Source organism: Frankia tisae (genome assembly GCF_025403405.1).
Taxonomy (GTDB): Bacteria; Actinomycetota; Actinomycetes; order Frankiales; family Frankiaceae; genus Frankia; species Frankia tisai.
This window is the reverse complement of the sequence record NZ_JANEZT010000026.1, coordinates 1-25,135: the sequence shown is the minus strand read 5'-3', so window position 1 is coordinate 25,135 and position 25,135 is coordinate 1. Positions and strand designations below refer to the sequence as shown.

Below are 25,135 nucleotides of genomic sequence, written 5' to 3'. Positions count from 1 at the left end.
GGGACGCAGGAAGCGCCGACGACGGTACGATCGGTCGCGCTCCCCCGATGCCGGCGGGATGCGGGAGGGGTGTCGTGACAACCGAGCCGGTCTTTCCCCTCCAGGTCCGTATGCAGGCCGCGATGATTCCGACACGGCGCGGCGCCACGGATCTCGCGGCGGACGGTGCAGGGTTCAGCGGTATCGAGGCCATCGAGTCGTTGCTCGCCGGGCTGACGTTTCATCACTTCGCCATCGTGGTTGCCGACCTGGATCTCGCCTGCGAGCTCTACACCGTCTCGCTCGGCATCGACTCCTGGCATACGCGGGCGCTGTCCGGGCCCGCTGTGCGCCGCGGCCGGCCCGTCGCACTCGACGGCGCCAGGGTCGCGACTGGCCGGCTCGGCTCCAGCCAGGTCGAGCTGGTCGAACCCGGCCGCCAACCGTGGACGGCGCGGGAGATTCTCGACAGGCGCGGCGAGGGCGTCTTCGCCATTGGTTACCTGGTCGACGACGTCGCGGCCCAGCTACACGCCTCGGTCGCCGCCGGAGCAAGGGTCGAGCAGGTCCGGCCGGATACGCAGCATCCGGTCGGGGCCTATCTGGACGGCGGCTCGGGCCTGCTGGTCGACCTGGTTCAAAGCGGTTCATCCTGGTCCAGCTGACGGCCGGCACGGTCCGCCACTATCCTCGCGGACTTGTGTCGGCGCCCCGATGAATGTCATCATCAGTCCAGAGGCCGCCCGGCACCCCCCGAGCTGGGCGGCCTCACCTGTGCCGCCGCCGCGCCACCGGGCAGAGAATCCCTCCGGGTACGGATCATTTCGCAGGTCCGTGCCGCCGATGGTTCTGCGAAAGCCGGCTGGGCGATCGGCAGGCCGGCCCTGCCGCGTTCCCGACCAGACTTTACCTCGCCGGGAAAGAACCGCCGGCCGGCCAAAACGCCCTCGGTAGGTGGAAAGACGCCACCGACGGACACAGATTGCCGCCATCCGGCGGCGCGGCACCCCGAGCGTGGTCAGGTGGTCAGGTGGTCAGGACGACGATCGTGAGGATGAGCCCGATCACGGTCGTCGCGAGCGCGACGAACGTCGCAATCCTGCCGCGCCCGCTGCCCTTTCGCCAGGCCAGGGCGCCGCAGCCGATCGCGATCAGCCCGGCGAGCGGGAAGAACAGGCCGAGCACGGCGAAGGTGAAGGCGATGATCCACAGTGCCCGAGCACCGGGCAACTCCTCGTCCGGCGCCGCCGGCATGCCGTATTCCTGCTGGGCCAGGCCGTTATCCGGATACGGCACATCTGGGGTGCCGCCGGGACCGGACGGAAAGGTCTCCGGCTGTTCCGGCACCGCCGGCGCCGGGGTGGAGTGCCCTTGACCATCCTCGACCTGCGCTGAAGTCCGCCCACCCGACGCCGTACCCGGCACGCCGGCGGGCGTTCCGGTGGGACGCGGGCCGAAATCGGCGTTGGTCGCGGGGGTCAGCTTGGTCATCACAGACTCCTCGTTTACGAACTGGCCGGGTTTCTCGACGGATCTGCGGTCGGAGACCGGCCCGTGGTCACCGAGCCTGACGCAGATTCCCGCCGGTGTCCCGGATCCTCGCGAAAGGCGCGCCGCGCGCAGGTGTCAGCCGCCCGAAGGCGCCACCGACCGTGATATAGGTCGCCACCGCCCGCGGTCATCTCGATAACCCGACTATCGGCCCCGCTCGGCCAGGTTCTCCTCGACGAAACGCTCCATCCCCGCGACGAAGGCGCGTGCGTCCTCGGCCGGCCAGGCGTCGAGCCTGCGCTGGAACGCACCCGCCAATCGGCCGCGCAACCGCTCGATGGCGGCGTGCCCCTCGTCGGTGACGGTGAGCCGGGTGGCCCGGGCATCGTCCGGATCGGCCGAGCGACGCAGCAGTCCGAGTGCCTCGAGCCGGTCGCTGTGCCGGCTCACCACCGACCGGTCGATGCCGATCTCCGCGCTGAGCTTGCGCGCGGTCGTGGGGCCCGCCCGAGCCAGGCCGTTGAGCACGGGGTAGGTCGCCTCGTCCAGGTTCACGTCGCCCGCGGTCAGCAGGTCCCCGAACAGCCTCATCCGGGTCGGCCGCGCGAGCAGGAGCCCGAGCGCCGCGGCGAGCCTCGCGCCGTCGTCTGATCCCACCGCATAGACCTTACTCTGCGTGCATGGTGCACGAGCCGGCCGGCGTACGACGAACTCCGGCCAACCAGTCGTGACCGGGATGTATCGACCGGAACACAACGGAATTTTTGGGGCAGGTGCCCCGGTCGGGGCGCCCGAGCGGCACTTCGGCAGACTGGGGCACAGGCGCCGCAGCGGACCATCGGGGAGCACGGCGGATGGCCACGACACCTCGCGGATCCGGAGACGACACGTGACGGGCATGCTCACCACCCAGCCGCTCAGCCCGATCGAGCGGATCGACGCCGACCACCGGCGTGTCCCGGTGGAACTCGGCCCGCGCAGCTATGCCGTCGACATCGGCGCCGGCATCCGCCGGACCCTGCCCGACGTCGTGGCCCGCGTCGGTGCAAGGCGGGCCGTCATCGTTTCCGCCCGTCCCCTCGACGCCGTGCCCGACCCGGGCGTGCCGGCGCTGCGGCTACCCGCCCGCGACGGCGAGGCGAACAAGACCCTGGCGAACGTCGAGGCGCTGTGCAGCCGGTTCGCGGACTTCGGGCTGACCCGCTCGGACGTCGTCATCTCCTGCGGCGGCGGGACGACCACCGACGTCGTGGGGCTCGCCGCCGCGCTGTACCACCGCGGCGTCGCCGTCATCCACCTGCCGACCTCGCTGCTCGCCCAGGTCGACGCGAGCGTCGGCGGGAAGACCGCGGTGAACCTGCCCGCCGGCAAGAACCTCGTCGGCGCCTACTGGCAACCCAGCGCCGTCCTCTGCGACACCGACTATCTGGCCACCCTGCCCCGCCGAGAGTGGGTCAACGGCTACGGCGAGATCGCGCGGGCCCACTTCATCGGGGCACCCGGGCTGCTCGGCCGGCCGGTCGCCGAGCAGATCGCGGCAAGTGTGGCGCTCAAGGCCGGGGTCGTCGCCCGCGACGAGCGCGACTCGCACCTGCGCCACATCCTCAACTACGGGCACACCCTGGGGCACGCGCTGGAACGCACCACCGACTACGCGCTACGCCACGGCGAGGGTGTCGCCGTCGGCACCGTGTTCGCCGGCCGGCTCGCCGGGGCGCTCGGCCGGATCGGGCCCGAACGGGTCCGCGAACACCTCGACGTCGTACAGGGCTACGGTCTACCCAGCGCCCTGCCCGTCAGGGTGAAGCCCGCCGAGCTCATCGCCGTGATGCGGCTGGACAAGAAGTCGACGAACACCGGGCTGGCCTTCGTCCTCGACGGCCCGGCGGGGCCGGAGCTCGTGCCCGACGTCGACGAGGACCTGGTGCTGGCGACGCTCGCCGCGATGCCCCGCGGGGACGCGGCGTGACGTCGGCAGTCCCACCGTCGCCGGCCTCCGCGATCATGGCAGAGCCAGCCCAGACCACACGGCCGATCGGCGGCGCCACCCGGCTGTACGCCGTCATCGGCGACCCGGTCGCGCAGGTGCAGGCGCCATCCCTGCTCAACCCGCTGTTCACCCGGCTCGCGATCGACGCCGTCCTCGTCCCGGTGCACGCCCGACCGACGGACTTCGCCACCGTCCTGCACGGGCTCGCGGCCATCGAGAACCTTGACGGCGTCCTCGTCACGATCCCGCACAAGGTCGCCGCCTGCGCCCTGGCCGCCGAGCGCAGCCCCGCCGCGCGGATCAGCGGCAGCGCCAACGTGCTGCGCCCGCTGCCCGGCGGTGGCTGGCTGGCCGACAACTTCGACGGGACCGGCTTCGTCCACGGACTGACCGCCGCAGGCCATCCGGTGCACGGCGCGCGGGTCGCGCTGATGGGGGCCGGCGGAGCCGGCAGCGCGATCGCGGTCGCGCTGCTCGACGCCGGCTGCGGGCCGCTGTCGATCTACGACCCGGACCGGGCGAAGTGCGCGGGCCTGCTCGCCCGGCTGGACGAGCACTGGCCGGGCCGGGCCGTCGCCACACCCGAGCCGGCGCTGAGCGACGCGGACCTGGCGGTGAACGCCACCCCGCTCGGCCTGCGCCCTGGCGACCCGCTGCCCTTGCGGCCCGGCTCGCTGCCAGCGGGCTGCGTCGTCGCCGACATCATCATGAAGCCGCCACGGACCCGGCTGATGGAGGCGGCCAGCGCGCTCGGGCTGCCGGCCCATCCGGGCATCCACATGCTCACCCATCAGCTCGACCTGTACCGGTCGTTCTTCCAACTCAGCCCGGCGGACAACGCCTGACGGGCTCCGGGAGGCTCCTCATGCACACCCTCGCCCCGCCGGTGACGCCAGGCGTCCTGGGCATCGACGTCGGCGGGACCAAGGTCGCCCTGCGCATCGAACCGGCCGACGCCGACGCGCCCGTCCACGCCGACGCTCCGATCGGTGACGGCACGTCCGCCGGCGCCGCAACGCCGGTCGAGGCGACGTTCCGCTGGGTGCCGTCGGCGAGCGCCGGCCGCGACCTCGGCGATCTTGCCACGCACGTCGCCGACCTGCGGGCGAGGTGGACCGGGCCGGTGACCGCGGTCGGCGTCGCGATGCCCGCGACCGTCGATCCGGCCGGGCGGGTGACGACCTGGCCGGGCCGGCCGAGCTGGACGGGACTGGCGCTGGCCGACGCGCTGCGTGACCTCGTACCGGGAGCGGTCGTCGCCTGTGCGGACGACGGCGACCTCGCCGCACTCGCCGAGGCGGACGCGGCCGCCTGCCCGGACCTGGTATACCTCGGCCTCGGCACGGGCGTCGGCGGCGGGATCGTGCTGGACGGGCGGCCCTGCCCACGACCCGGCCGCGGCTCGGCCGAGATCGGACATCTGGTGATCTTCGCGGGTGGCCCGCTGTGCACCTGCGGACGCCAGGGCTGCGTACAGGCCACGGCCAGCGGCCCCGCCACCCTGCGCCGGGCGGCACGCCACCGCGTCGGCGAGGGCGGCGAGCTCGGCGAAGAAGTGACCTTCGCCGAGCTACGTGCGGCCTGGCTCGCGGGGACCGGCTGGGCGGTGCGGGCGGTGCGGGAGAGCGCGCAGGCGGTCGCCGTCGCCGTGGTCGGGCTGACCGAGCTGCTCCACCCGGCGTTGGCGGTGGTCGGGGGCGGATTCGCGGATGGCCTGCCCGGATTCGCGCAGGCCGTCGACGAACGGGCCCGCGAGCTCGGCCGCCCAGGCCATCCGCCCGCGCCGGTGCGAGCCGCGGTGCTCGGCGGTCTGTCGTCCCTGTCGGGCGCGATCCTGCTGGCGCGTCAGGCGTCCTGACGGCGGGTCAGTCGCGCGCGAACCGAACTCCCGGCCCGGTGGGCCGCGGTCGCCAACGTCGGCGATCCAGCCTGCAGATCACCTCGGGTGAGGGGAAGGTCGACCGGCGCCGTAGCGCAGTCGAAGGCCGCCGGCGTCGCCTGGGGGCCGGCGTCGCCGAGCAGCGCCAGCAGCTCCGCGGGACGGTGCAGTACGGCGTCCGGGCGTGCCTTGAGCAGGTCGACGCCGTCCGTCTCGCCCCACAGCGCGGCGACCGCCATGACCCCGGCGGCGCGAGCGCTCTCGATGTCCGCGACCGCGTCGCCGAGCATCATCGCCTCGGCCGGCGCCGTTCCCAGCAGGTCCAGCGCGCGCAGCACGATGTCCGGGGCAGGCTTCGGCCGCGGGATCTCGTCGGATCCGATGACGTGGTCGAACAACGACAGCACGCCGAGCTCGCCGAGCAGGTGGCGGGCCCGCGGGCCGGACTTGCCGGTGGCGACCGCGAGCCCGTGGCCCCGGGCGCGCAGCCGGCGCAGCATCTCCTCCACGCCGTCGAAGAGAACCACCTCGCGGGCGAGCCGGTAGCTCTCCCGCACGAACGGCTCCTCCATCGCCAGCGGCAGGTTCATGATCCGCATGATGTCGGGGAAGTAACGGCCAAGGTGGCGGTTGTACTCCTCGAACGGCGGCTCACCGGGACCGACGACCTCCGCGTAGGCGATCGTGAACGCCTGCCGCATCACGCCGAAACTGTCGACGAGTACGCCGTCGAGATCGAAGATCACTGTCTGCCGATACGTGCCGCCGGCCATCGGCCGACCCCTCAGTTCCGTTCCCACAGGCCCCCCCGGGCTCGACGAGTAGATCAACGATGCTTTGTTCGCGACGTCATCGACCCACGCGGACGAGCTGCGGCGCGGACCTGCGCGAGCGCGCCGATTCGTAGAGGCGCTCGATGGCCGCGATCGTCGGCCGGACCTCGGCGATCGCCCGCCCCCGCGAGGCCGGGTCGGCCAGCATCGCCGGCAGCTCGTCGAGCTGGCGGCGGTACTCGGTCCCGATCGGCTCGTCCGGCAGTGGCACCGCCGTGGTCTGCCCGATCCGGGTCACCGACAGCGACGAGCAGTCCTGCCGGTTCGGTCCGAAGCCGAAGGTGCAGCGCAGCGAGGCGGTTCCGGCGGCCCCCTCGACGTTGATCGCGGTGAGGTCGCGGGCCTCGTGCGAGGCCCAGCTCGCCCGCAGGGACACCGAGGTCCCGTCCCCGGTCACCAGGAAGCCCCGCGCCGTGTCCTCCACATCCCCGCCCCCGGCGGGAGCTTCCTGCTCACCGTGGCGCCAGGACGCCGCCCACGCACCGTCGCTGACGAAGTCGTCGGACGTCGTCCCGACCACCTGCTGAAACTCGACGCTGCCGAGCAGGGGGGTGAGCGTGTCCAGCAGGTGCCAGCCGAGGTCGACCAGCGCGCCACCGCCAGACTGCTCCCGGCGAGTGAACCAACCACCCGCGTCGGGGATGCCGCGGGCACGGATCCAGGCCAGGTCGACGTGGCGGATCGCGCCGAGCCCCGCCGCGACCTCGTAGAGCCGGCTGACGTCGGCTCGGTAACGCGCGGCACTGCCGGCCAGCAGGGTGACGTCGCCGGCCCGTTCGGCCGCGGCCAGCCGGTCCGCCTCCGCGGAACTCAGGCAGACCGGCTTCTCCAGGAAAACCGGGATGCCGGCGGTCAGCAGCAGCTCGGCGATATCGGCGTGCCGGTGGTTGGGCACCGCCACGACGGCAAGGTCGAACCGGTTCGAGTCGAGCTCGGCGACGTCGGCCAGCAGCTCCAGTTCCGGGTACTCGGCGGCCACCGTGGCGCGGGTGGCGGGATCCGGATCGACCGCCGCGGCCACCGCGAACCGGGGGTGCTCGCGCAGCCGCGGCAGCCAGATGGACCGGCCGGCCCAGCCCAGTCCGACGACGGCGACCCGCACCGGCGCAGCCGGCGTCACTGCGCCGCCAGGGTGTCGGCCACGACCGCCGCAACCTCGTGCATCTGCTCCTCGGTACCCAGCAGCGTCCGGTGCTGCAACCAGACGCCGTCGGCGCTCAGCGCCTCGGTGTTGGGGCACCGCTTCGCGATGTCGTCCACGGACTCGTCCGGGGCGCCGGTCTCCCAGAACCCGTTGGATCGGTAGATCGCCCGGAACGCCGCGAAGGCGGGCAGGCCTCGTTCCGCGAGAGCGTCCACGAACGCGTTGCGCCGCTGTTCGCCGAATCCGGGCAGGCGGAACATCGCCATGTAGTGCGGATTGCGGTCGCAACGTTCGTCGCGGCCCTGCGGCACCACGCCGGGAATGGCCGCGAGCGCGTCGGCGAGCACCGGCCACCGCTGTTCGCGGGTGTCGATCTGACCGGCCAGGCGGCCGAGCTGGGCGCGCAGCACGGAAGCTGAGAACTCGTTGAGCCGGAAGTTCGACCCGGAGGTCTGGTGGAAGTATCGGCGGTCGGTCCGGGGCCGCCCGCAGCTGTGCCGCAAAAACGCGGCCTCGTACAGCTCCGAGTCCGGGAAGGTGACCGCACCGCCCTCGCCCGCGGTCATCAGCTTGCCGTTCTGGAAGCTGAACGCCGCCACCGAGCCGAGCTCGCCGACCTTTCGCCCCTCCCACTGGGCACCGTGCGCGTGCGCGGCGTCCTGGATTAGCGGGACGCCGGTGTCGGCGGACAGCTTCGCCAGGGCGTCCATGTCAGATACCTGACCGGCCATGTGCACCGGCATGATCGCCTTGGTGCGGGAGGTGACCGCGGCGGCCGCCGCCGCGGGATCGATGCAGTACGTGTCCAGGTCGACGTCGACCGGCACCGCGACCGCGCCGAGGCGCTGCGCAGCCTGAGAGGAGGAGATGAACGTGAAGGCCGGGACGATGACCTCGGTACCCGGACCCACGCCCAGCACCTGCAGGGCAAGCTCGAGGGCGTGCGTTCCATTGGTGACGGCGAGTGTGTAGTCCGCACCGTGATAGTCGCCGAATTCCCGCTCGAAGCTGTCGACCTCACTGCCGCCCATGCGCCACCACTGGCCCTGCTCCAAGGCCCGGATCAGTCCGTTGCGCTCCTCGTCGGAGTACTGCGGCCAAGCCGGCAACTCCGGTGCGCGTCGCACTACACCGTTCATGGTCCCCACCCTATTCTTACGTGACGATAAGGTTCGCGCAAGGATCCCGGCCCGTCGACGGTTCATTACCGCGAGCTGCCTGAAGAATCTATGCGAGAGGTGCGCGACGGACGGTACCTCAACGCCCCGAGTCGCCCGCTGTCCCCCGCGATTGGACTACGCAACAGACAACACTCGAACAATCAATACACTATTTTAACACTATCCAAGCACTCTGTCGGACCATTCGCGAGCCCATACGACCCAGCTAGACCGCTCCAAAGCTGCGATATCGTCCACAAGACACCGGCCGGTCGGGCCGGTCGGCACGAGGTATCAGCACGAGCGATGATGAGGTCTGGTGAGCACGCTTCTTCTGGTGAACGGTCCGAACCTGGGCATACTCGGTCGGCGGCAGCCCGAGGTGTACGGCACGGCCACGCTGGCCGACATTGAATCCACCGTGACCGCCCGGATCGCCGATCGCGGCTGGAAACTGGTCTCGGTCCAACGGGAATCCGAAGGCGAGTTGATCCACGCGATTCAGGATAACTACGACTCGGTCGGCGCAATCGTCAACCCCGGGGCGCTCATGATGTACGGATGGAGCCTGCGGGACGCACTCGCCAACTACCCGAACCCGTGGATCGAGGTACACCTGTCGAACGTCTGGGCGCGGGAATCCTTTAGGCACGAGTCGATTCTTTCGGCATTGGCCCGCGGGGTCGTCGTCGGCCTCGGCCCGCTGGGGTACGAGCTCGCCGCCCAGGCACTGCTCGATCTGGTGCCCGCCGCCTCCGACTGAACGGCCGGGCATCAGCCGTCAGTCCGCGGCCAGTGCCCGGACGGCCGCGTCGGCGACGGCCGGGGCCAGGCGCGGATGGTCAACCGGTGGCAGCAGCCCGCCGGGCGGGGTCAGGTCGACCAGCGCCTGGATGGCGGCCAGCCGCGCCGCCACGCTGATCGGCCGGTGCGTCCGTACCGCGGCGCGCAACAGGCCGGGCAGGGCGTGCAGCGGGCGCGGTCCGGAGGTGGCCGACGCCAACGGCGGGGGCATCTCCGGTCTGGTCCGCAGCACGGGCACCTGCTCCGGCGGCGAGGCCAGGCCGATGAGGTCGACGAGAAGATCCAGGTGGGCCGCGAGCCGGTGCAGCGGCGCAATTCCGTACTCGAGCGGGTCGTAGAGGGTGAGATCCCGGATCCCGGCGGCGAGGAGCAGGCCGGCGAGGTCACCGCCCCGGCCCGGGTCGACGACGGCGACCCGGGCCGACTGCGGCCGCAGCCCCCGGCCGCGCAGATGGTTCAGGACGGCGGCGGTGGCTGCGACGGCGAGGCCGTCGTTGACGGTGTCGAGCAATGGCGTGGCGCCGGGCCGGGGCACTGCGCGGACCGCGTCGATGTGGCTGACGTGCGTGTGGACCAGCACCATGGCGGCGAACCCGGGCGCGAGCATGCCGATCGCCCGGCCGAGCTCGGCGGCGTCGCGCGCAGCGATGGGCATCGGAATGACGTCGAGACCCGTCGCCCGGTGCAGGTGGACCGCCTGGGACTCCACCGCCGGCAGGGCCGCCTCGGCGGTGAGCGGCTCGAAGTCGAGCACGGCGCTGGCGTCGGAGAGCAGCGCCACCCGGCGGGGCCGCCCGGTGAACAGGTCGGTGTGGGTCGGGTGGGTGGCCAGATGGCGGATGACGCGGCGGTCCGCGTCCGCGTCGAGCAGGGCGAGATCGTGCCCCGTGGTCACCGAGGCGCACAGGGACTGGGTGAGCTTGCCCGTCGACGCGACGACGAAGACCGGGTCCTCGGTATGGAGCAGGTCGGCGCCGAGGCGGCTGCGCAGGGCCTGCAGCAGCCACGCCAGCGTCGGGCCGCTGTCCGCGTCGAGCGTGATCCGGCGGCCCACCGGGTCCGGCTCGTCGGCATAACAGGTGATCGTGCCGGGACCGGTGGCGATGACCGCGTCGATGTCGGCGCGCGACCCGCGCGGCACCCGGACGGTGACGCTGTATGCCGGATTGGCCGCCGCCGCCTGCCCGGACCCGCCGGGTTCACCCAGGCCTGGGGCGTTCACGCCGCCCCGCCGACGCGGCCATGACCATCGTCGCGCCGCGGTACCCGCCTCGTCACGAGCCACTCTCCATGATCGTCGCACCCGGGACGGAGCCGCTGGGACTGGTCCGGTCCGGCGACGCGGAAACGCCGCGCCATCGCTGGGGCCGCCGCCGATCCGGCGAAGCTCCGAGGTCTGAAGAGAGCGGATTGCGCATACTTCCGACCCTTGGTCGATTTTTCCACCGGGCGTTCCGATCCTGACCCGAGTGGTGGCGGACACGCCACCCGTATGAGCACGTCCCGGCCGCCGGCCAGGCCGGGCGGGCCCGCCTACCGGGGCCCGCGCCACGCGCTCCGAGCTGGTCAGGGCGATCTGATCACCCAGGTAGGTCGCCCCAAGGGGGCCCACCGCACAGTGGTCTCGCAGTAAAGCCCCTGCGCCGCAGGGAATTGTGCCCCAGGTAGGAATCGGACCTACGGCCTACCGCTTAGGAGGCGGTCGCTCTATCCACTGAGCTACTGGGGCGGAGTGGCCTCGGATGACCCCGTGGGGTGATCGTACGGCCGCTGGACGGGACGGCGACGGATGGCGACACCTTCACGACTGCGCCGTCACCGACACCGATCGGCGGTCTACGGCCACCGCGGCGAAGCCGGGCCGGCGCGATCCCTGATCCCGACCGCCGAGAGTCGTCCCGTCAACCGAACTGCTGGGCCATCTCGACGAGCTCCTTGCACTTCGGGCAGATCGGGAAGCGCGAGGGGTCCCGGACGGGTTCGAACTTGTAGCCGCAAAGCGCGGTGACCCGACCGCCCTCGATGGACGCGCGGACGATCTCCTCCCGGCGGGCGTAGTGGGAGTGGTCGTCACCCTCGTCCGTATGGGTGTCCGACGTCTCAGGTGCGATCTGAGTCGTGCTCATGATGCTGATTCTAGTGCGCCGGTCGGCAGTGTCCCGGGGGGGTGAGCCCCCGTCCGGGATCGATCTGCCGGCGGGGCATTCGCGCGGTATGCGGCCGGGGCAAGCCCGCGCGCGAGGCCGCCCGGGGACACGGCGTACATGGGACGCATGGCCCTTGCGACCTGTGGACAGGGCGTACTCTGAACAGGACGAAGGAGACCGGTGACTGGACTGATCGACAGTACCGAGATGTACCTCCGCACCCTGTATGAACTGAGGGAAGAGGGCATCCCACCGCTACGTGCACGTCTGGTGGAGCGGTTGCACGTCAGCGCGCCTGCCGCCAGCGAGTCGACCGCTCGCATGGCCAACGAGGGACTGGTCTCCCTCGCCGACGACCGGACCGTCCAGTTCACCGAGAAGGGCCTGCTGCGGGCTACTGCTGTCATGCGCAAGCACCGGCTGGCCGAGCTGCTGCTCACCAAGGTCATCGGGTTGGACTGGGCCCTGGTGCACAACGAGGCATGCCGCTGGGAGCACGTGATCTCCGACGAGGTCGAGGCCCGACTCACCGTCCTGCTCGGCGATCCGAAGCGCTGTCCGTTCGGCAACGAGATTCCAGCCGCCCAGCGCGGCGATGCGCCGCGGCCCACCGTCGCTCCCATGAGCCTGCTGGCCTCCGCCGACCGGGCCGCCGCAGATGGTGGCCAGCCGGTGACGGTGAGCTGGATCTCCGAGCGGCTGCAGACCGACGAGAGCGCCATGCGCCGGCTGCAGGACGCCGCGATCGTGCCGGGCGCCCAGATCATGCCGGGTTCCCGCGGCGATCTGATCCACATCATCTCCCCTAACGGTCAGAGCGACGCGGAGATCAGTCGCAGCACGGCGGCTCTCGTCTACGTGGACCACTGACCCCGCTGCGCCCTCGCGGTTCCTCTCGCCGGCCACCGATCCCCCGTCGGTGGCCGGCGGTCAGGCTCCCGGCCGGATGCCTCCCTGGAAGCTCGACCACCAGACGCTCTCCACCCGGACCACCTCGCCGGTGCGGGGAGCGTTAATCATCTTCCCGTTCCCCACGTAGAGCCCGACGTGATCGAGATCCGGGTGAAAGAACACGAGATCCCCGGGGATCAGGGCGGCACGGCCCACTCGACGCCCCTCCTCCCACTGTGATCCGGTGTAGTGGCTGAGCGCGACGCCCGCCTTTCCCCAGACCCACTGGGTCAGCCCGGAGCAGTCGAAGGTTCCCGGCCCCTCCGCCCCCAACACGTAGGGCTTTCCGAGCTGGGCGTATGCCTCCCGCACCGCGGTCGCCGCACCGCCACCACCGCTCACCGCCGCGGCCGGAGCCGCGGTGACCGGAGCCGCGGCGAAGGCCCGGCCAGCTGCCGCCGCCACCCCGGACTCCTGCCGGTAGCGGGCTTGCTCAGCCGCCGCCTGCCGGGCCGTCTGGGCCGCCGCCGCTGCCGCCGCCGCCTGCCGGGCCCGCTGGGCGGCCATCTGCCGTGCCCTGGCCTGCCGTTCCAACTCGGCGTAGCGCGACTCCAGCCGCTGCAACAGGCCACGCTGCTCGTCGGCCGCCGCCTCGATGGTCCGCTTGCGCGCGGCGAGATCCGCCACGATCTTCTTCTTGTCGACGAGGGCCTCGTCGGCGCTACGCCGGGCCTCGGTGAGGTCGAGGCGAGCCAGCCGCAGGCCGGTGCCCACCACCCGCTGCCGGCGGGCCAGGGCGTCGACTGCGCCCGCCCGGTCGAGGGCACGACGCGGATCGCCGGTCAGCAGCACAGACAGCTGCGTGAAGCCACCCGCGCGGTCCGCCGACACGGCTAGGCCCCGGTGCTGGTCCGCGGCCTCGCGAACCGCCTGGTCCGCTCGGTCGACTCGGGCGGCGGCAGCGGTCGCGGCCCGCTCGGCCTCGGCGAGCCGGATCCGTCCGGCGTTGAAAGCCTCGGCGGCGCTCGCCGCTCGGCGAGCCGATTCATCGAGCTTTGAACGAGTATGCCCGATCTCATCCTGAACGTCGACGAGACTCTGCGACTCCGGCCGACTCGCCGCCGGGGCCTGCGCCGCCCAGGCGGGGCCGGCGGCCGTCGCCGGCCCGGCGAAAAGAATACCAGCCAGGCCGAGGACAATGAGGCCGGTGACTTTCGGACCTGCGACGTTGGCGCGGGCTGCTGTACCTGCTGCGACTTTCGGGCTGCCGGGGCACGAGTTCGGCAGCCCCGGTCGTTGTCGGGGGATGGGCAGGACGGGCTCGGCGAATCTGCCGAGGTCAATACGGCCAATCTTGTCAATGGGTACGCGCCGGCCGACAGCGCTGGGGTGGCGGGTCTCGGGGTCCGGTTCGCCGACGCTATGCCAGCCCTCCGCGGGGACACTGCTCACACCGCCGGACGGTAACTGTACGCAGTTATACAGTCACGGAAGCACGCCGAATCGGTCGGAGAGTCTCCGCACGCCCACCGCTAGGCGACCGAAACGGGCCACCTGCTGCCCAATTTAGCGATTTCACACGTCAGAAACAGCTAAGACACAGGTCGGGAACAGGTCTTATCGACTCTTCGGACCCGAGGAACCGGGACGAGCGCAGCGTGGCCGGGGACCGGGTGAGCGCAGTCCGCGCAACGCGCGGGGGGATGACAGGAGAGACATGGTCAAAATGGATACGGGCGATACCGCATGGATGCTCATCAGTTCCGCGATCGTGCTGTTTATGACGCCCGGACTGGCGTTCTTCTACGGCGGCATGGTCCGGGCGAAGAATGTCCTTGGCATGATCATGCAGAACTTCTTCTGCATCGGCATCGTCACGCTGGTCTGGTCGGTTGTGGGCTTCAGCGTCGCCTTCGGTCCGGGCAACGGCTTCTGGGGCGGATTCCACTTCTTCGCACTGCAGGACCTGTCCGGTAGTGACGGTAATATTCCGTATGTCGTGTTCGTGGCCTTCCAGCTCATGTTCGCGATCATCACTCCCGCACTCATCACCGGTTCCGTTGCCGACCGCATGAAGTTCAGTGCCTTCGTGGTCTTCGTGCCGCTGTGGTCGGTGCTCGTCTACTCGCCGATCGCGCACTGGGTGTGGGCGACCAACGGCTGGCTGTTCAAGCGTGGCGCGATGGACTTCGCGGGTGGCACGGTCGTCCACGCCAACGCCGGTATCGCCGCCATCGTGCTGGCCCTGGTGCTCGGCAGGCGGGCCGGTTGGCCGGGCGGGGACTTTCGTCCGCACAACGTGCCGTTCGTCCTGCTCGGCACCGGCATCCTGTGGGTCGGCTGGTTCGGGTTCAACGCCGGCTCGGCGCTGGGCGCGAACAAGGTCGCCGGGTACGCGCTGCTCAACACCCAGATCGCGACGGGCGTCGCGATCCTCGGCTGGCTCGCCATCGAGAAGCTCCGGGATGGCAAGGCCACCACGCTGGGTGCCGCGTCCGGTGCGGTCGCCGGTCTGGTGGCCATCACCCCGGCCTGTGGTTTCGTCTCTCCGATGGGTTCCATCGCAGTCGGCGGGATCGCCGGCGTCGTCTGCGCCCTGGCCACCTCCATCAAGGGCAAGGTCGGCATCGACGACTCGCTCGACGTCGGTGCGGTCCACCTCATCGGCGGTGTGCTCGGCGCCCTGCTCACCGGCTTCTTCGCCACCGTGGACACCAACTCGGCGGCCCACGACGGCATCTTCTACGGCGGTCCGTGGAGTGTCCTCGGTGAGCAGGCCCTGGCCGTCGGCGCGACGCTCGGCTACTCGGGCGTCGTGACGGCGATCATCGCGCTTGCGATCAAGTACACGATCGGGCTGCGGATGAGCGACGAGGACCAGATCACCGGCATGGACGAGGCGCTGCACGGCGAGACGGCCTACCGGTTCACGTCCATCGGTGGGGGCGGCTCGCGGACCACCAGCGTCACCCCCGTCAAGGTGCCTGAGGAGGTCCAGGCATGACCAAGCTGGTCACCGCCATCATCAAGCCCTTCAAGGTCGACGACGTGAAGGCGGCGCTGGAAAACCTGGGCGTGCATGGCCTGACGATCTCCGAGGTCCAGGGCTACGGCCGGCAGAAGGGCCACACGGAGGTCTATCGCGGCGCGGAGTATAAGATCGACTTCGTCCCAAAGATCAAGATCGAGGTCGTCGTGGCCGACGAGACCGCCGACGACCTGGTCGCCGCGATCACGACGGCCGCCCAGACCGGCAAGATCGGCGACGGCAAGGTCTGGGTCGTCCCGGTCGACTCCGTGGTCCGGGTGCGCACCGGCGAGCGGGGCGCCGACGCGATCTAGGATCGAGTCACGACTCCTGCGCCCGGCACCGCTCGCACATCACCCGGAATCCGCACCATGCAGGTAACACCGGGGTCGGGGACGCTCCGGGCATCGGCCCGGGCGTTCCTCTCCTCACCCCGATCACATGAGGCGGCACCGCGCGATCATCGACGCGGTGCCGCGCCATGTGCCGGCTCGGCCGACGCGAGCCGGGTGGCGTCGAAGCGGCCAGAGCCAGAGGAGGACAGCCATGAAAGACCGGCTGGCATGAGGGACCGTCTGGCATGAAGGACCGTCTGGAGATCCTCAGGGGACGCGCCGCGCAGCTGCCGCCGGCGACCGGGCCGCAGCTGCGCCGCCTGCTCACCGACCTCGCCGACGAGGCGCTCACCGACCTGTTCAGCGATCCCGGCCCCGGCCTCGCCCTCGTCGCCGTCGGCGGCTACGGCCGGGGGGAGCCGGCGTTCGGCAGCGACCTCGACCTGGTCCTTCTCCACAACGGAGCCCATCCGAACATCGTCACCGTCGCCGACGCGATCTGGTATCCGCTGTGGGACGCCGGCGTCGGCCTCGACCACAGTGTGCGCACCGTCGACGAGGCGATCACCGTGGCGGACGACGATCTGAAGGCCGCGCTCGGCCTGCTCGACACCCGCCATGTCGCCGGCGACACGGCCCTGACCGCCGAGCTCTCCCGCCGCGCCCGCACCCGCTGGCGCACCCGCGCCCCGAAACGGCTGCCCGACCTCGCCGCCGCCGTGGCCGAGCGGGCCGCCCGCCTCGGCGAGGTGGCCTTCCTGCTCGAACCGGACCTCAAGGAGTCCCGCGGCGGGCTGCGCGACGTGCACGCCCTGCACGCCCTCGCCGCGGCCTGGGTCGCGGAGGTCCCCTCCGACCGGGTGCTGGCCGCCGCCGGGGTGCTGCTCGACGCCCGCGGCGAGATCCGCCGCCTGGCCGCCGGCCGCCCGCAGGACCGGCTGCTGCTGCAGGACGGCACGGCGGTGGCCAGCGCGCTCGGCTACCCCGACTCGATGGCCCTCGCCCACGCCGTCGCCGACGCCGGCCGGACGATCTCCTGGGCCTGGGACGCGACCTGGTATCGCACCGCCGCCGGGCTGCGCAACACCTCCCGCTGGCGCGGCCAGCGTCCCGTTCGCCGTCCCCTGGACGAGGGGGTGATCGACCAGGGCGGCGAGATCCAGCTCGCCCTCGACGTCGAACCGGCGAAGGACCCCGTCCTCGTCCTGCGCGTCGCCGCGGCCGCCGCCCGCACCGGGCTGCCGCTGGGCCGCTACGCCGTCGACCGGCTCGCCGCAGAGGCGCCGCCGATGCCGCAGCCGTGGCCGCCCGCCGCACGCGACGCGCTCGTCGCCCTGCTCGCCACCGGCAAGGCCGCCGTCGGCGTGCTCGAGTCCCTCGACCAGGTCGGCCTGCTGGTGCGGCTGCTGCCCGAGTGGGCCGCCGTGCGCAGCCGCCCGCAGCGCAACCCCTACCACCGGTACACCGTCGACCGGCACCTCATGGAGGCCGCGGCCCACGCCGCCGCGTTCACCCGCGACGTGGACCGCCCCGACCTGCTGCTGCTCGGCGCGCTGCTGCACGACATCGGCAAGGGCTTCCCCGGCGACCACACCGACGCCGGCATCGAACAGATCCGGCTGATCGGCCCCCGCCTCGGCCTGCCCGCCGAGGACGTCGACGTGCTCGTCGCGATGGTCCGCCACCATCTGCTGCTCGGCGAGACGGCCACCCGGCGCGACATCGACGATCTCGCGACCATCCAGGCCGTCGCCACCGCCGCCGGCAGCGACCGGATTCTCACCCTGCTGCACCGCCTGACCGAGGCCGATTCCCGGGCCACCGGGCCGACCGCGTGGAACACCTGGAAGGCGCGTCTGATCAACGACCTGGTCGAGCGGTCCAGGGCGCTGCTCGGCGGTGAGCGGATGCCCTGCCCGCCGCGGCTGGACGACCGCCAGCGCGGCCTGCTCGCCCTCCCGGGGGAGCACATCGTCCAGGTCAACCCGCTACCCGACGAGGGGATGTACGAGATCGTCGTGGTGAGCGCCGACCAGGTCGGGCTGCTCGCCGTCACCGCCGGTGTCCTCGCGCTCAACCGGCTCGACATCCGGCGGGCCTCGGCCCGCAGCGCCGACGGGCGCGCCCTGCTGCAGGCCGCGGTCGCCGCCCCGCACGGCCGGGTGCCGGAGGAGGCGAAGCTGCTCGCGGACCTGCGGGCCGCCCTCGCCGGCACCCTCGACCTCGCCGCGCGGCTCGCGGCCCGGGAACGTGACTACTCCGGCGCGAAGCAGTGGACCACTCCGGGCCCACCACAGGTCATCTTCGACGACGACCTGGGCTCGACCACCGTCCTCGAGGTGCGCGCGCCCGACCGGGCCGGCGTGCTGTTCCGGATCGTGCGGGCCCTGTCCGGGCTGGGGCTCGACGTCGCCACCGCCATCGTCGCCACCCTCGGACTCGATGTGGTCGACGCCTTCTACGTCCAGGAGGCCGACGGCCAGCCGGTGGCCGATGACGGCCGCCGCCGCGAGATCGCTGGCGCGGTCCTCGCCGCGCTGGGGGCCGAGGATCTGCCCGGCCAGACCGGGCCCACCGGCCAGACCGGGCCGACGCCGGCCACGCCCGTCTCGATCTGAACCGCAGCCCACCCATCGGGGCTGTGGTCCATCCCCCCACCCCGTCCGGTACCCGGGCCGTTGGCATGCTCAGGGGAGACGCTATGATGGGCAAGCACGTTGGGAGGCTTCGCCTAGTCCGGTCTATGGCGCCGCACTGCTAATGCGGTTGGGGGCTTCAACCCCCTCCCGGGTTCAAATCCCGGAGCCTCCGCCCCTCGTCCGCGCGGCCAGCCTTTCAGGTTGGCCCGCCGGCCAGCAGGAACACCAGCCCTCTTGATTGTCCTCGCCTCCTCGCCAGGTCTGGTACTCAGACGGTCCCCAGAACGGGCCGCGTGCGGGATCCGTTTCGGCCGCCTTCTGCCCCGAGGAACGCAACAGATGCGCGCACAGGCCCCCAGTGATCGACGGCGTGGAGTGGCCAAGGCGCTTGAACACGATCACGATGTCGACCCCTTCAGCTAGCTGGATCGACGCCGACGAGTGGCGAAAGTCATGCAGCCTCCGGCGCGACAGCAGCGATCGGCCCAGCTCACAGCCGACGCCGACATCAACCGGTAGCGGTCTGTCGAGGTGCAGTCGGGCCCGCTTCCCGCGCATCCCGGTGACCGAGGAGACGGTGACCTCGCCAACCGGCTCACGGTCCACGTAGCGCGTCCACGTCCCGATCGGCTCCCGGGTACCCGCTCCCCTACGACCACCTCGACGTCTCCGGCTGCCGCAGGCTCCCGGATCGCCGCGCACAGACCAGCCCGCCAGGCGATCCGCTGCATCCGCCGGGTGACGTACTGCGGATCACGATGCCGGCCGGACGGGTGGGTGAACATCAGGTCCTTGAGTCGGACCGGCTTTCCGTGCTCGTCGGGCAAGGTCCCCTTGTCCCACCCGGGGCCGGCCGTCGCACGCTCTTCATCCTGGCGGAGCCTGTGCGCCAGGATGAAGAGCCGAGCGAGGAACGCGCCGACCTCCTCGGCTTCCCACGGCTCGACTTCCGGCGCCGAGTACTCGGGCAGCTCCACCCCGATCGCAAGGTTGAACTCGATCGTCCGTTGCTTGAGCGCATCGCCGAGCGCGGTTTTCAGCATCTGGTAGACATCGGCGATCGTCGCGGGCCCGATCGGTCGTTCGCGGTCCGCGGCGTTCACCGCGGCCCGCTTCAGCGCCGCGTCGATGTGCTCGGCCCGCAGCGCGACCAGCGGCATCTCCCCGAGCGTGGGAACGAGGTGCAGCCGGATGAACCGCTCATAGCAGTTGCGGGTCGTCGGCCGAAGCCGGTCCTTCCGGCCGTGCCAGTCGAGTAGGTAGGCACTGACTGTCAGCCCGCCCATCGCTTGCTCCCCGTTGAATTTCCTCGGCCAGGCGGTCGACAAGCTAACACGTGATCCGGTCACGTAGCGTACGAATCGGTCCCCAGAAAAAACCCCCGGCACGGCCTACGAGTCGCTACTCAGCAAACTTGCCGGGGCCCTTGAGGCTTATGCGGAAGTCTGGTTTCACTTCAGAATAAAACGGGATGCGCCCAAGTTGAAAGACAACAGCCCCTACCCCACACTGGAAGATTATCTGCGAAAACAATCTTCGGGGGGAGAGGCCGTTGCAACGCAACCATACCACCGGTCTGGACGACATCCAGTTCGACGATCTGGCCGCGATGATCGGCGAACGTCTTGTGTGGGACGCACCCATCGGACGACCGAAATCGCTCACACTCGAACAGGCCGTCAAGGCAACCCTGATCTACTTCAAGAACAACGTGACCGAAGACGTCATCGCAGAGCTGATGTTCGTCGACCAGACGACCATCTCCCGCACGATCGCCAGGATCGAGGCCGTGATCACCGACGTGCTCGCGGACTGGGTCCCCACCCTCGACGAGGCACTCCACGGGACGACCGCCGTGGTGGACGGGTCCCTGCTGCCCTGCTGGTCCTGGAGATCCCGCCCGGAGCTGCGCTCGGGCAAGCACCACACGACCGGGCACAACCACCAGTTCGTCTCCACCCTCGGCGGCCGGCCGGCTGGTCCACGTCTCCGATCCGCTGCCCGGCTCCCTCCACGACAGCAACGCCGTAGAAAAGTCCGGCGTCCTCGACATCCCCGACCCGGGCAACACCCTCGGCGACAAGGGCTACCCCGGCACCGGGATCACCGTCCCATCCCGCAAGCCGCCCGGCGGCAGACTCCCCAAAGAACAGGCCACCCTCAACAAGGAAATCAACTCCCTCCGGTCCGTCATCGAAAGGGCCATCGCCAACTTCAAGATCTGGCGAGCAGTACACACCGACTACCGGCGCCCCTCTCCACCTACCCGACAGCATTCTCCGCGATCCGAGCACTCTATTTCTATTCCATGAGTTCTGCATAAGCCTCCACGACTGCACCACCATGGTCGCCGGTGCCGTGCTCGGCCTGCTGGCGGGTCTCCTCACAGCGCGACGGCCGCGCCAGGGGCGGCGCACGCTGGGTGCGCTCGCGGGGGTCTTCGCGGGGGCGTCGGTCCCGGCGATTCTGTTCGGTATCTCCCCGGCCGTCCTGCTCGTCCTCAGCGGAGCAGCCGGAGCGGTCATGGGCGCCGGCCGGACTGGGACCGTCGTACGCCCCATCAGCCGGGAGCACCGCGCTCCGGTCGTCGTTGCCGGCGAGGCAGGTGGTCCGCCTGGTGCGCCGGCTGCAGCTGGGTACATTCGCGCACGGCCTGGTCGGGCTGGCGGCCGCGATCGCGGCGTCCGACGGGCAGCAGGAACGATACGCGGAGGAGTTCGAGGCGACGCTCCTGGAGGTCGACGGCCGGTTGCGGCGTACCAGGAGGTTGTGGTGCGGGCTGACGATCCTGGCCGCCGCTGCGCTGCTGCGCGCCGAGCTCGCCAGGGAGAAGGCCGAACATCGGCCCTGAGCGCTATGAACGCTGCCATGTCGATGACGTACTTCCCGCGGACGCCGCCGGCTTCGAGTCTTCGGTGAGCCTGCGCGATGTCGGTCATCGGGAAGGCTGTGTCGATCACAGGTCGGATGCTTCCCGCCTCGATGGACTGGGCGAGTTCGGCGATCCGGTCGGCTGACGGGTTGTTGCTGAAGAGTGTGACTCGCCGGAGCGAGGCGGCGGCCCGCAGCCCGGTGCTGGTCATGGACGTGATGATGCGGTCCGGGTCGAAGGCGAGTGCGATCATGTGTCCCCGCCGAGCTCTTTGACCCAGTCGAGATTGCGGGCCCCGGCGAGGGCGGTGACGTGGGCGCCAAGGGCTTTGCTCTCGGCGCCGACCGCCAAGCCCAGCCCTCCACCACCCAGGGGTGGTGCGGATCAGAGGTGGCGTCGGATCCCGTTGAGACACGCCCCCTCAGGCATCATGCAACGGTGAGTGTCAGGGCCCGCGGACAGATCACCGGACGCGGGCCGTACCTCGCAATCGTCGTGCCCGTACTCCTCGGCATTCTGCTCATGCATGGGGGCCTGTCCGCCCACGTCGACCGCAACGGCCACCCGGGCGAACTCCGTGGCTCTGACAGGCCGCTGGTCGCCGCGGGGAGCCCGCCGGGTGCGCCGCACGGCGGAGCAGCGCACCAGCGGGCCGCCCCCGGGCACCCGGCCGGTCTCGAGGGCGCGCCTGTGGCTCCGGTTCCCGATCCGGCCGCGAGTCACGGCGGGCACGTCGGCCAGCTGTGCCTGGCATTCCTTCGGGTGGTGGGCATCCTGCTCGCCGCCCTGTTGCTTGCCCACGCCGTCCGGGTGGCCGGCGGCGCACGCACCCGTTCACGCCCAGCGCCCTGCCGCCCCGGACGGTCACCCCCCGGGGGGCTACCTCGCCCCCGTGCGCCCTCACTCGCCCGCCTCTGCGTGCTCCGCGTGTAGACCGACCGGCTCAGCCGGCGTGCGTCCTCGACGACTCCCGCCCGGCGGCCCGACATGCGGATCCGCACGCATCCGGAGGACGAGGGACTTCAGCATGAGACGACTCATCCTGCTTATCTCGGCGCTTTTCGCCGCGGTCACCGTCAGCGCCTGCGGCAGCGGGGGCAGCAGCGCCACACCCACCACTGCCACGACCACCAAAGACAGCCACAACGCGGCCGACATCACTTTTGCCCAGAAGATGATCCCGCATCATCGACAGGCCATCGAGATGGCCGAACTGGCCCCGTCCCGCGCTCAGAACCCGCAGGTCAGTTCCCTCGCACAGCAGATCCGAGCCGCACAGGCGCCGGAAATCGCAACCATGGCGGGTTGGCTCACCGACTGGGGGCAGCCCACCGCTCCCCCGGCCGACACGGATGTTTCCGGCCACGGCTCGGCTGACCACAGCATGGGTAGTGGTGGTATGGGTAGTGGTGGTATGGGCGACGGCGGTGTGGGCGATGACGGCATGGCCGATCACGGAACAGAAACCGTGGCACCGCACGCCTCGATGGAGGGAATGATGTCCAGTGCGGACATGACCGCCCTGAGGAACGCGACCGGACCGGCCTTCGACGAGATGTTTCTCGCCATGATGATCGAACATCACCAGGGCGCCGTCACCATGGCGAAGACCGAGATCCGTGACGGCCTCCACACGCCGGCAAAACAGCTTGCCGAGAACATTCGACGCACGCAGACGGCCGAGATCAGCAGTATGCAGGACCTGCTCACCAAGATCTGACCGGTCCTGTGCAAGGACGGGATGGTGGCTGCGACAGCGGCCACCATCCCGTCGCACCGAGGCCAACCGGTTCCCGCCGAGCCTGCGCCGCGCCGGGGCGCGCCGACACGCCGGTACATTCACTACCCCTGCGCACTCGATTCCCTCGCCACCACCTTTCACGGCACACCGTTCAACAAAACGGAATCCACTCGTCGGTGACCGTCCGAGGATCGGAAAGGCACCGCCGCGGCAGCCCTGCCCGGCACGGGAGAGACCCGGCCGGAGCGGTCCCACGGCACATCTCCCGCGCCGTGCGGGTCGAGGACGCGCCCTGCGCCAAACCGACGCCACGGTGCGGCAGCCGGAAGGATTCCAGCTCCGTGCCCACCGACGACGTCGCGGCGGCCGTGTTCGACTCCCTCCCCTCTCTCATCGCGGTGCTCGGACCGGACGGGACGGTGACCCGGCTCAACGAGGCGTGGCGCCGCAGCGCCGCGACCGGGGTGGCTCTGCTCCCCGTCCGACCCGGCATGAGCTGGTTGGCGGCGTGCGACCACGCGGCGCAGGCCGCAGCACTGTCGGCCGGGGCCGAGGTGAACCAGGCCCGTTCCTCGCCCTCCGGCCAGACCGGGGCCACCGTGTTCGATCCGGTCACGCCGATCCGGACGCTGGCGTTCCTCTCGCGACAGCTGATCGACCGGCGGCGGACCCGGGCCCGCATCGAGCTGCCGCAACCGGCGCTGCGCGGTCACCGCTGGCTCGACGTCCGCCTGAGCACCCTCATCCGCGGCGACGGGCTGATCGTCGTCGTCGATGACGTCAGTGAACGGCGCCATCGCGAAGAGGATCTCCGCCGTCAGGCCTCGACGGATCCGATCACCGGGCTGGCGAACCGGACGGCGTTGGGAACCCTGCTCGCGGCCAGACTCACCCCCAGCGGACCAGGCGCGTCGGACGCCACCAGAGCACGGGGCATGAACGCAGCCTCATCCGCGCTGCCACCTCCTTCCCCGGAACGGGCCGGGACCGCCGTTCTCTTCCTGGACCTGGATGCATTTCGTCGAATCAACAACTCCTTCGGATATCTGACCGGTGATGCCGCTCTGCATGCCGTCGCCCGACGCTTTTCGAGCGTACTCGGCCCCACCGACATCATCGGGCGATGGGACGGCGACGAGTTTGTCGTGCTTGCCGGCTCCGGGGATGCGCCGAATGTCGCAGACCTTGCCGAACGGCTGGCAGCGGCCCTCGACGAACCGCTCGACGTGCACGGCCACCGAATCCGACTGTCGGTCAGCGTGGGGGTCGCCCTCGTGGGCACGACTCCATCCCACTCCGGCGACAACCATCCTGAGCAGCGCGAACAGGGGCGTCAGCCGGGAACTCGGGGGGCCGCTGGTGCCCCGAGCGAGGACGGAGACGCTCTGGTCGCAAGGGCCGGAGCGGAAGTGACCCGGGCCCGTTCCAGGCTGCGGGCCAGCCGCGACCGCCGATCCCGCTCCGGTCAGTAATTCGGCTTTCCGGTCGTCCGACCGACAGGTTCGCGACCACAACGCCAAGTTCATATACGCAGCGTCGTCCGAGGTAGCCGGCGGGCGTTTCAGGTCGTATCTTCGGCCCATGCAGATCGCATTCACCGTTCACGATTTCCGCGCTGGAACGAATGTCGACGTGCTTCTGCGCGCCCGTGCCGACACACCCCTCGGCGTCGTCGCCGACGCGCTGGCGACCGCCGTCCGCGCGTCCCATCCGGACGGGACCTCGGCGCGGGCCAGCCCCCGGCCCTCGCTGACTCTCGCCGGCCACGGCCGGCCGCTCAGCCCGACTCTGCCGCTTGCCCGGTCGCCGTTGATCGAGGGCGCTGTCGTGCTCCTCGACGCGCCACCAGCCCGCCGGGCCTCGGGCGCGGGTCTGGTCCATCTGATGGTCACCGCCGGCCCCGACGCCGGCGTCATTCATCCGCTGCCGGTCGGCGAACACACTGTCGGCTCGGCTCCTGACAGCGCCATCCTGCTTGCCGGCCCTGCCACCGATGAACCCGTGCTGACGGTGCGGGTCGCCGCCGATGGAAGCTGTTCGGTCGCTCCCGGTCCCGGCACCAGCGCCGTCGAGTGTGATCAGGCGGGCGGCGCTGGCTCGATCGTCGCCTCCGTGCGCACTCCAAGCATGGCGTTGCGGCTCCTGCGTCCCGCCGCGATCACCCCCCTGGCCCTCCCGTCCACCACCGCCCCGGGAAGGCTC

General features: G+C 70.9%; 24 protein-coding genes, 2 tRNA genes and 2 pseudogenes. 16 read left to right on the top strand and 12 right to left on the bottom strand.

Annotated elements, in window-relative coordinates; all coding sequences use genetic code 11:
* Positions 1 to 74 precede the first annotated feature (74 nt).
* A complete protein-coding gene (locus NBZ85_RS04415) occupies positions 75 to 644 on the top strand; it encodes a VOC family protein (RefSeq protein ID WP_261561536.1) in 570 nt (189 codons plus the stop codon).
* A 361-nt stretch (positions 645 to 1,005) separates the two neighbouring features.
* Here the strand turns inward: NBZ85_RS04415 and NBZ85_RS04410 are convergent, their stop codons facing one another.
* Complete coding sequence (locus tag NBZ85_RS04410; protein WP_261554540.1) at positions 1,006 to 1,470, bottom strand: hypothetical protein; 465 nt, start codon at positions 1,468 to 1,470, stop codon at positions 1,006 to 1,008.
* A 204-nt stretch (positions 1,471 to 1,674) separates the two neighbouring features.
* Complete coding sequence (locus NBZ85_RS04405) at positions 1,675 to 2,127, bottom strand: MarR family winged helix-turn-helix transcriptional regulator (RefSeq protein ID WP_261554541.1); 453 nt, start codon at positions 2,125 to 2,127, stop codon at positions 1,675 to 1,677.
* 241 nt (positions 2,128 to 2,368) lie between these two features.
* Here NBZ85_RS04405 and NBZ85_RS04400 point away from each other — a divergent pair, with 241 nt between their 5' ends.
* The 3 genes from NBZ85_RS04400 to NBZ85_RS04390 are packed head-to-tail and all read left to right on the top strand — an operon-like array spanning position 2,369 to position 5,318.
* The gene (locus tag NBZ85_RS04400) at positions 2,369 to 3,439 is read left to right on the top strand and encodes a 3-dehydroquinate synthase family protein (protein ID WP_261554542.1); all 1,071 of its coding nucleotides are present in this window, start codon (positions 2,369 to 2,371) and stop codon (positions 3,437 to 3,439) included.
* A 35-nt stretch (positions 3,440 to 3,474) separates the two neighbouring features.
* Complete coding sequence (locus NBZ85_RS04395; RefSeq protein ID WP_261554562.1) at positions 3,475 to 4,305, top strand: shikimate dehydrogenase family protein; 831 nt, start codon at positions 3,475 to 3,477, stop codon at positions 4,303 to 4,305.
* 20 nt (positions 4,306 to 4,325) lie between these two features.
* Positions 4,326 to 5,318 carry an ROK family protein gene (locus NBZ85_RS04390; protein ID WP_261554543.1) on the top strand — a complete coding sequence of 331 codons (993 nt, stop codon included), beginning with the start codon at positions 4,326 to 4,328 and terminating at the stop codon, positions 5,316 to 5,318.
* Here NBZ85_RS04390 and NBZ85_RS04385 read toward each other — a convergent pair.
* The 3 genes from NBZ85_RS04385 to NBZ85_RS04375 form a co-directional block, all read right to left on the bottom strand.
* Positions 5,306 to 6,112 carry an HAD-IA family hydrolase gene (locus NBZ85_RS04385; protein WP_261554544.1) on the bottom strand — a complete coding sequence of 269 codons (807 nt, stop codon included), beginning with the start codon at positions 6,110 to 6,112 and terminating at the stop codon, positions 5,306 to 5,308. The genes NBZ85_RS04390 and NBZ85_RS04385 overlap by 13 nt on opposite strands.
* A gap of 76 nt (positions 6,113 to 6,188) precedes the next feature.
* Complete coding sequence (locus NBZ85_RS04380; protein ID WP_261554545.1) at positions 6,189 to 7,292, bottom strand: Gfo/Idh/MocA family protein; 1,104 nt, start codon at positions 7,290 to 7,292, stop codon at positions 6,189 to 6,191.
* On the bottom strand, positions 7,289 to 8,455 hold the full coding sequence (locus NBZ85_RS04375; protein WP_261554546.1) for a DegT/DnrJ/EryC1/StrS family aminotransferase: 1,167 nt from the start codon (positions 8,453 to 8,455) through the stop codon (positions 7,289 to 7,291). Before NBZ85_RS04375 ends, NBZ85_RS04380 begins: the two co-directional genes overlap by 4 nt.
* Before the next feature lie 340 nt (positions 8,456 to 8,795).
* Here NBZ85_RS04375 and NBZ85_RS04370 point away from each other — a divergent pair, with 340 nt between their 5' ends.
* Positions 8,796 to 9,239 (top strand): type II 3-dehydroquinate dehydratase, encoded by a 444-nt coding sequence (locus tag NBZ85_RS04370; protein ID WP_261554547.1) that lies wholly within the window; start codon positions 8,796 to 8,798, stop codon positions 9,237 to 9,239.
* 18 nt (positions 9,240 to 9,257) lie between these two features.
* On the opposite strand, the gene NBZ85_RS04365 is transcribed toward NBZ85_RS04370, so the two are convergent.
* The 3 genes from NBZ85_RS04365 to NBZ85_RS04355 form a co-directional block, all read right to left on the bottom strand.
* Entirely contained in the window at positions 9,258 to 10,502 is a 1,245-nt protein-coding gene (locus tag NBZ85_RS04365) for a malic enzyme-like protein (RefSeq protein WP_261554548.1), read from the bottom strand.
* A 434-nt stretch (positions 10,503 to 10,936) separates the two neighbouring features.
* Positions 10,937 to 11,009, bottom strand: a tRNA-Arg gene (locus NBZ85_RS04360).
* A 172-nt stretch (positions 11,010 to 11,181) separates the two neighbouring features.
* Complete coding sequence (locus NBZ85_RS04355) at positions 11,182 to 11,406, bottom strand: DUF3039 domain-containing protein (protein WP_261554549.1); 225 nt, start codon at positions 11,404 to 11,406, stop codon at positions 11,182 to 11,184.
* A gap of 201 nt (positions 11,407 to 11,607) precedes the next feature.
* Between NBZ85_RS04355 and NBZ85_RS04350 the strand changes: the two genes are divergently transcribed.
* Positions 11,608 to 12,297 (top strand): metal-dependent transcriptional regulator, encoded by a 690-nt coding sequence (locus NBZ85_RS04350; RefSeq protein ID WP_261554550.1) that lies wholly within the window; start codon positions 11,608 to 11,610, stop codon positions 12,295 to 12,297.
* Between the two features lie 60 nt (positions 12,298 to 12,357).
* Here NBZ85_RS04350 and NBZ85_RS04345 read toward each other — a convergent pair whose 3' ends face one another.
* Complete coding sequence (locus NBZ85_RS04345) at positions 12,358 to 13,770, bottom strand: C40 family peptidase (protein ID WP_261561535.1); 1,413 nt, start codon at positions 13,768 to 13,770, stop codon at positions 12,358 to 12,360.
* A gap of 265 nt (positions 13,771 to 14,035) precedes the next feature.
* Between NBZ85_RS04345 and NBZ85_RS04340 the strand changes: the two genes are divergently transcribed.
* The 4 genes from NBZ85_RS04340 (at position 14,036) to NBZ85_RS04325 (ending at position 18,492) form a co-directional block, all read left to right on the top strand.
* Positions 14,036 to 15,322: an ammonium transporter gene (locus tag NBZ85_RS04340; protein WP_261554552.1), complete on the top strand. Its 1,287-nt coding sequence runs from the start codon at positions 14,036 to 14,038 to the stop codon at positions 15,320 to 15,322.
* Positions 15,319 to 15,660 carry a P-II family nitrogen regulator gene (locus NBZ85_RS04335; protein ID WP_261554553.1) on the top strand — a complete coding sequence of 114 codons (342 nt, stop codon included), beginning with the start codon at positions 15,319 to 15,321 and terminating at the stop codon, positions 15,658 to 15,660. The genes NBZ85_RS04340 and NBZ85_RS04335 overlap by 4 nt, the downstream gene beginning before the upstream one ends.
* 266 nt (positions 15,661 to 15,926) lie before the next feature.
* Positions 15,927 to 18,299: a [protein-PII] uridylyltransferase gene (locus tag NBZ85_RS04330; RefSeq protein ID WP_261554554.1), complete on the top strand. Its 2,373-nt coding sequence runs from the start codon at positions 15,927 to 15,929 to the stop codon at positions 18,297 to 18,299.
* Positions 18,300 to 18,401: 102 nt separating this feature from the next.
* Positions 18,402 to 18,492, top strand: a tRNA-Ser gene (locus NBZ85_RS04325).
* A gap of 247 nt (positions 18,493 to 18,739) precedes the next feature.
* Here NBZ85_RS04325 and NBZ85_RS04320 read toward each other — a convergent pair.
* Together NBZ85_RS04320 and NBZ85_RS04315 are read right to left on the bottom strand one after the other, a co-directional pair.
* Positions 18,740 to 19,606 (bottom strand): tyrosine-type recombinase/integrase, encoded by an 867-nt coding sequence (locus tag NBZ85_RS04320; RefSeq protein WP_261554555.1) that lies wholly within the window; start codon positions 19,604 to 19,606, stop codon positions 18,740 to 18,742.
* Between the two features lie 409 nt (positions 19,607 to 20,015).
* Positions 20,016 to 20,240 (bottom strand): hypothetical protein, encoded by a 225-nt coding sequence (locus NBZ85_RS04315; RefSeq protein ID WP_261554556.1) that lies wholly within the window; start codon positions 20,238 to 20,240, stop codon positions 20,016 to 20,018.
* A gap of 56 nt (positions 20,241 to 20,296) precedes the next feature.
* On the opposite strand from NBZ85_RS04315, the gene NBZ85_RS32980 reads away from it, so the two are divergent.
* On the top strand, positions 20,297 to 20,632 hold the full coding sequence (locus tag NBZ85_RS32980; protein WP_368861335.1) for a transposase family protein: 336 nt from the start codon (positions 20,297 to 20,299) through the stop codon (positions 20,630 to 20,632).
* Between the two features lie 305 nt (positions 20,633 to 20,937).
* Positions 20,938 to 21,171 carry a hypothetical protein gene (locus NBZ85_RS04310; protein ID WP_261554557.1) on the top strand — a complete coding sequence of 78 codons (234 nt, stop codon included), beginning with the start codon at positions 20,938 to 20,940 and terminating at the stop codon, positions 21,169 to 21,171.
* A gap of 34 nt (positions 21,172 to 21,205) precedes the next feature.
* Here the strand turns inward: NBZ85_RS04310 and NBZ85_RS33955 are convergent.
* Positions 21,206 to 21,445: pseudogene (locus NBZ85_RS33955) on the bottom strand (zinc-binding dehydrogenase); the annotation flags it as partial.
* 185 nt (positions 21,446 to 21,630) lie between these two features.
* Here NBZ85_RS33955 and NBZ85_RS04305 point away from each other — a divergent pair.
* The 4 genes and pseudogenes from NBZ85_RS04305 to NBZ85_RS04290 all read left to right on the top strand — a co-directional run.
* Positions 21,631 to 22,125: a hypothetical protein gene (locus NBZ85_RS04305; RefSeq protein WP_261554558.1), complete on the top strand. Its 495-nt coding sequence runs from the start codon at positions 21,631 to 21,633 to the stop codon at positions 22,123 to 22,125.
* A gap of 94 nt (positions 22,126 to 22,219) precedes the next feature.
* Positions 22,220 to 22,912 carry a DUF305 domain-containing protein gene (locus NBZ85_RS04300; protein WP_261554559.1) on the top strand — a complete coding sequence of 231 codons (693 nt, stop codon included), beginning with the start codon at positions 22,220 to 22,222 and terminating at the stop codon, positions 22,910 to 22,912.
* A 362-nt stretch (positions 22,913 to 23,274) separates the two neighbouring features.
* Complete coding sequence (locus NBZ85_RS32530) at positions 23,275 to 24,405, top strand: GGDEF domain-containing protein (protein ID WP_261554560.1); 1,131 nt, start codon at positions 23,275 to 23,277, stop codon at positions 24,403 to 24,405.
* Positions 24,406 to 24,565: 160 nt separating this feature from the next.
* Positions 24,566 to 25,135: pseudogene (locus tag NBZ85_RS04290) on the top strand (FtsK/SpoIIIE domain-containing protein); the annotation flags it as partial.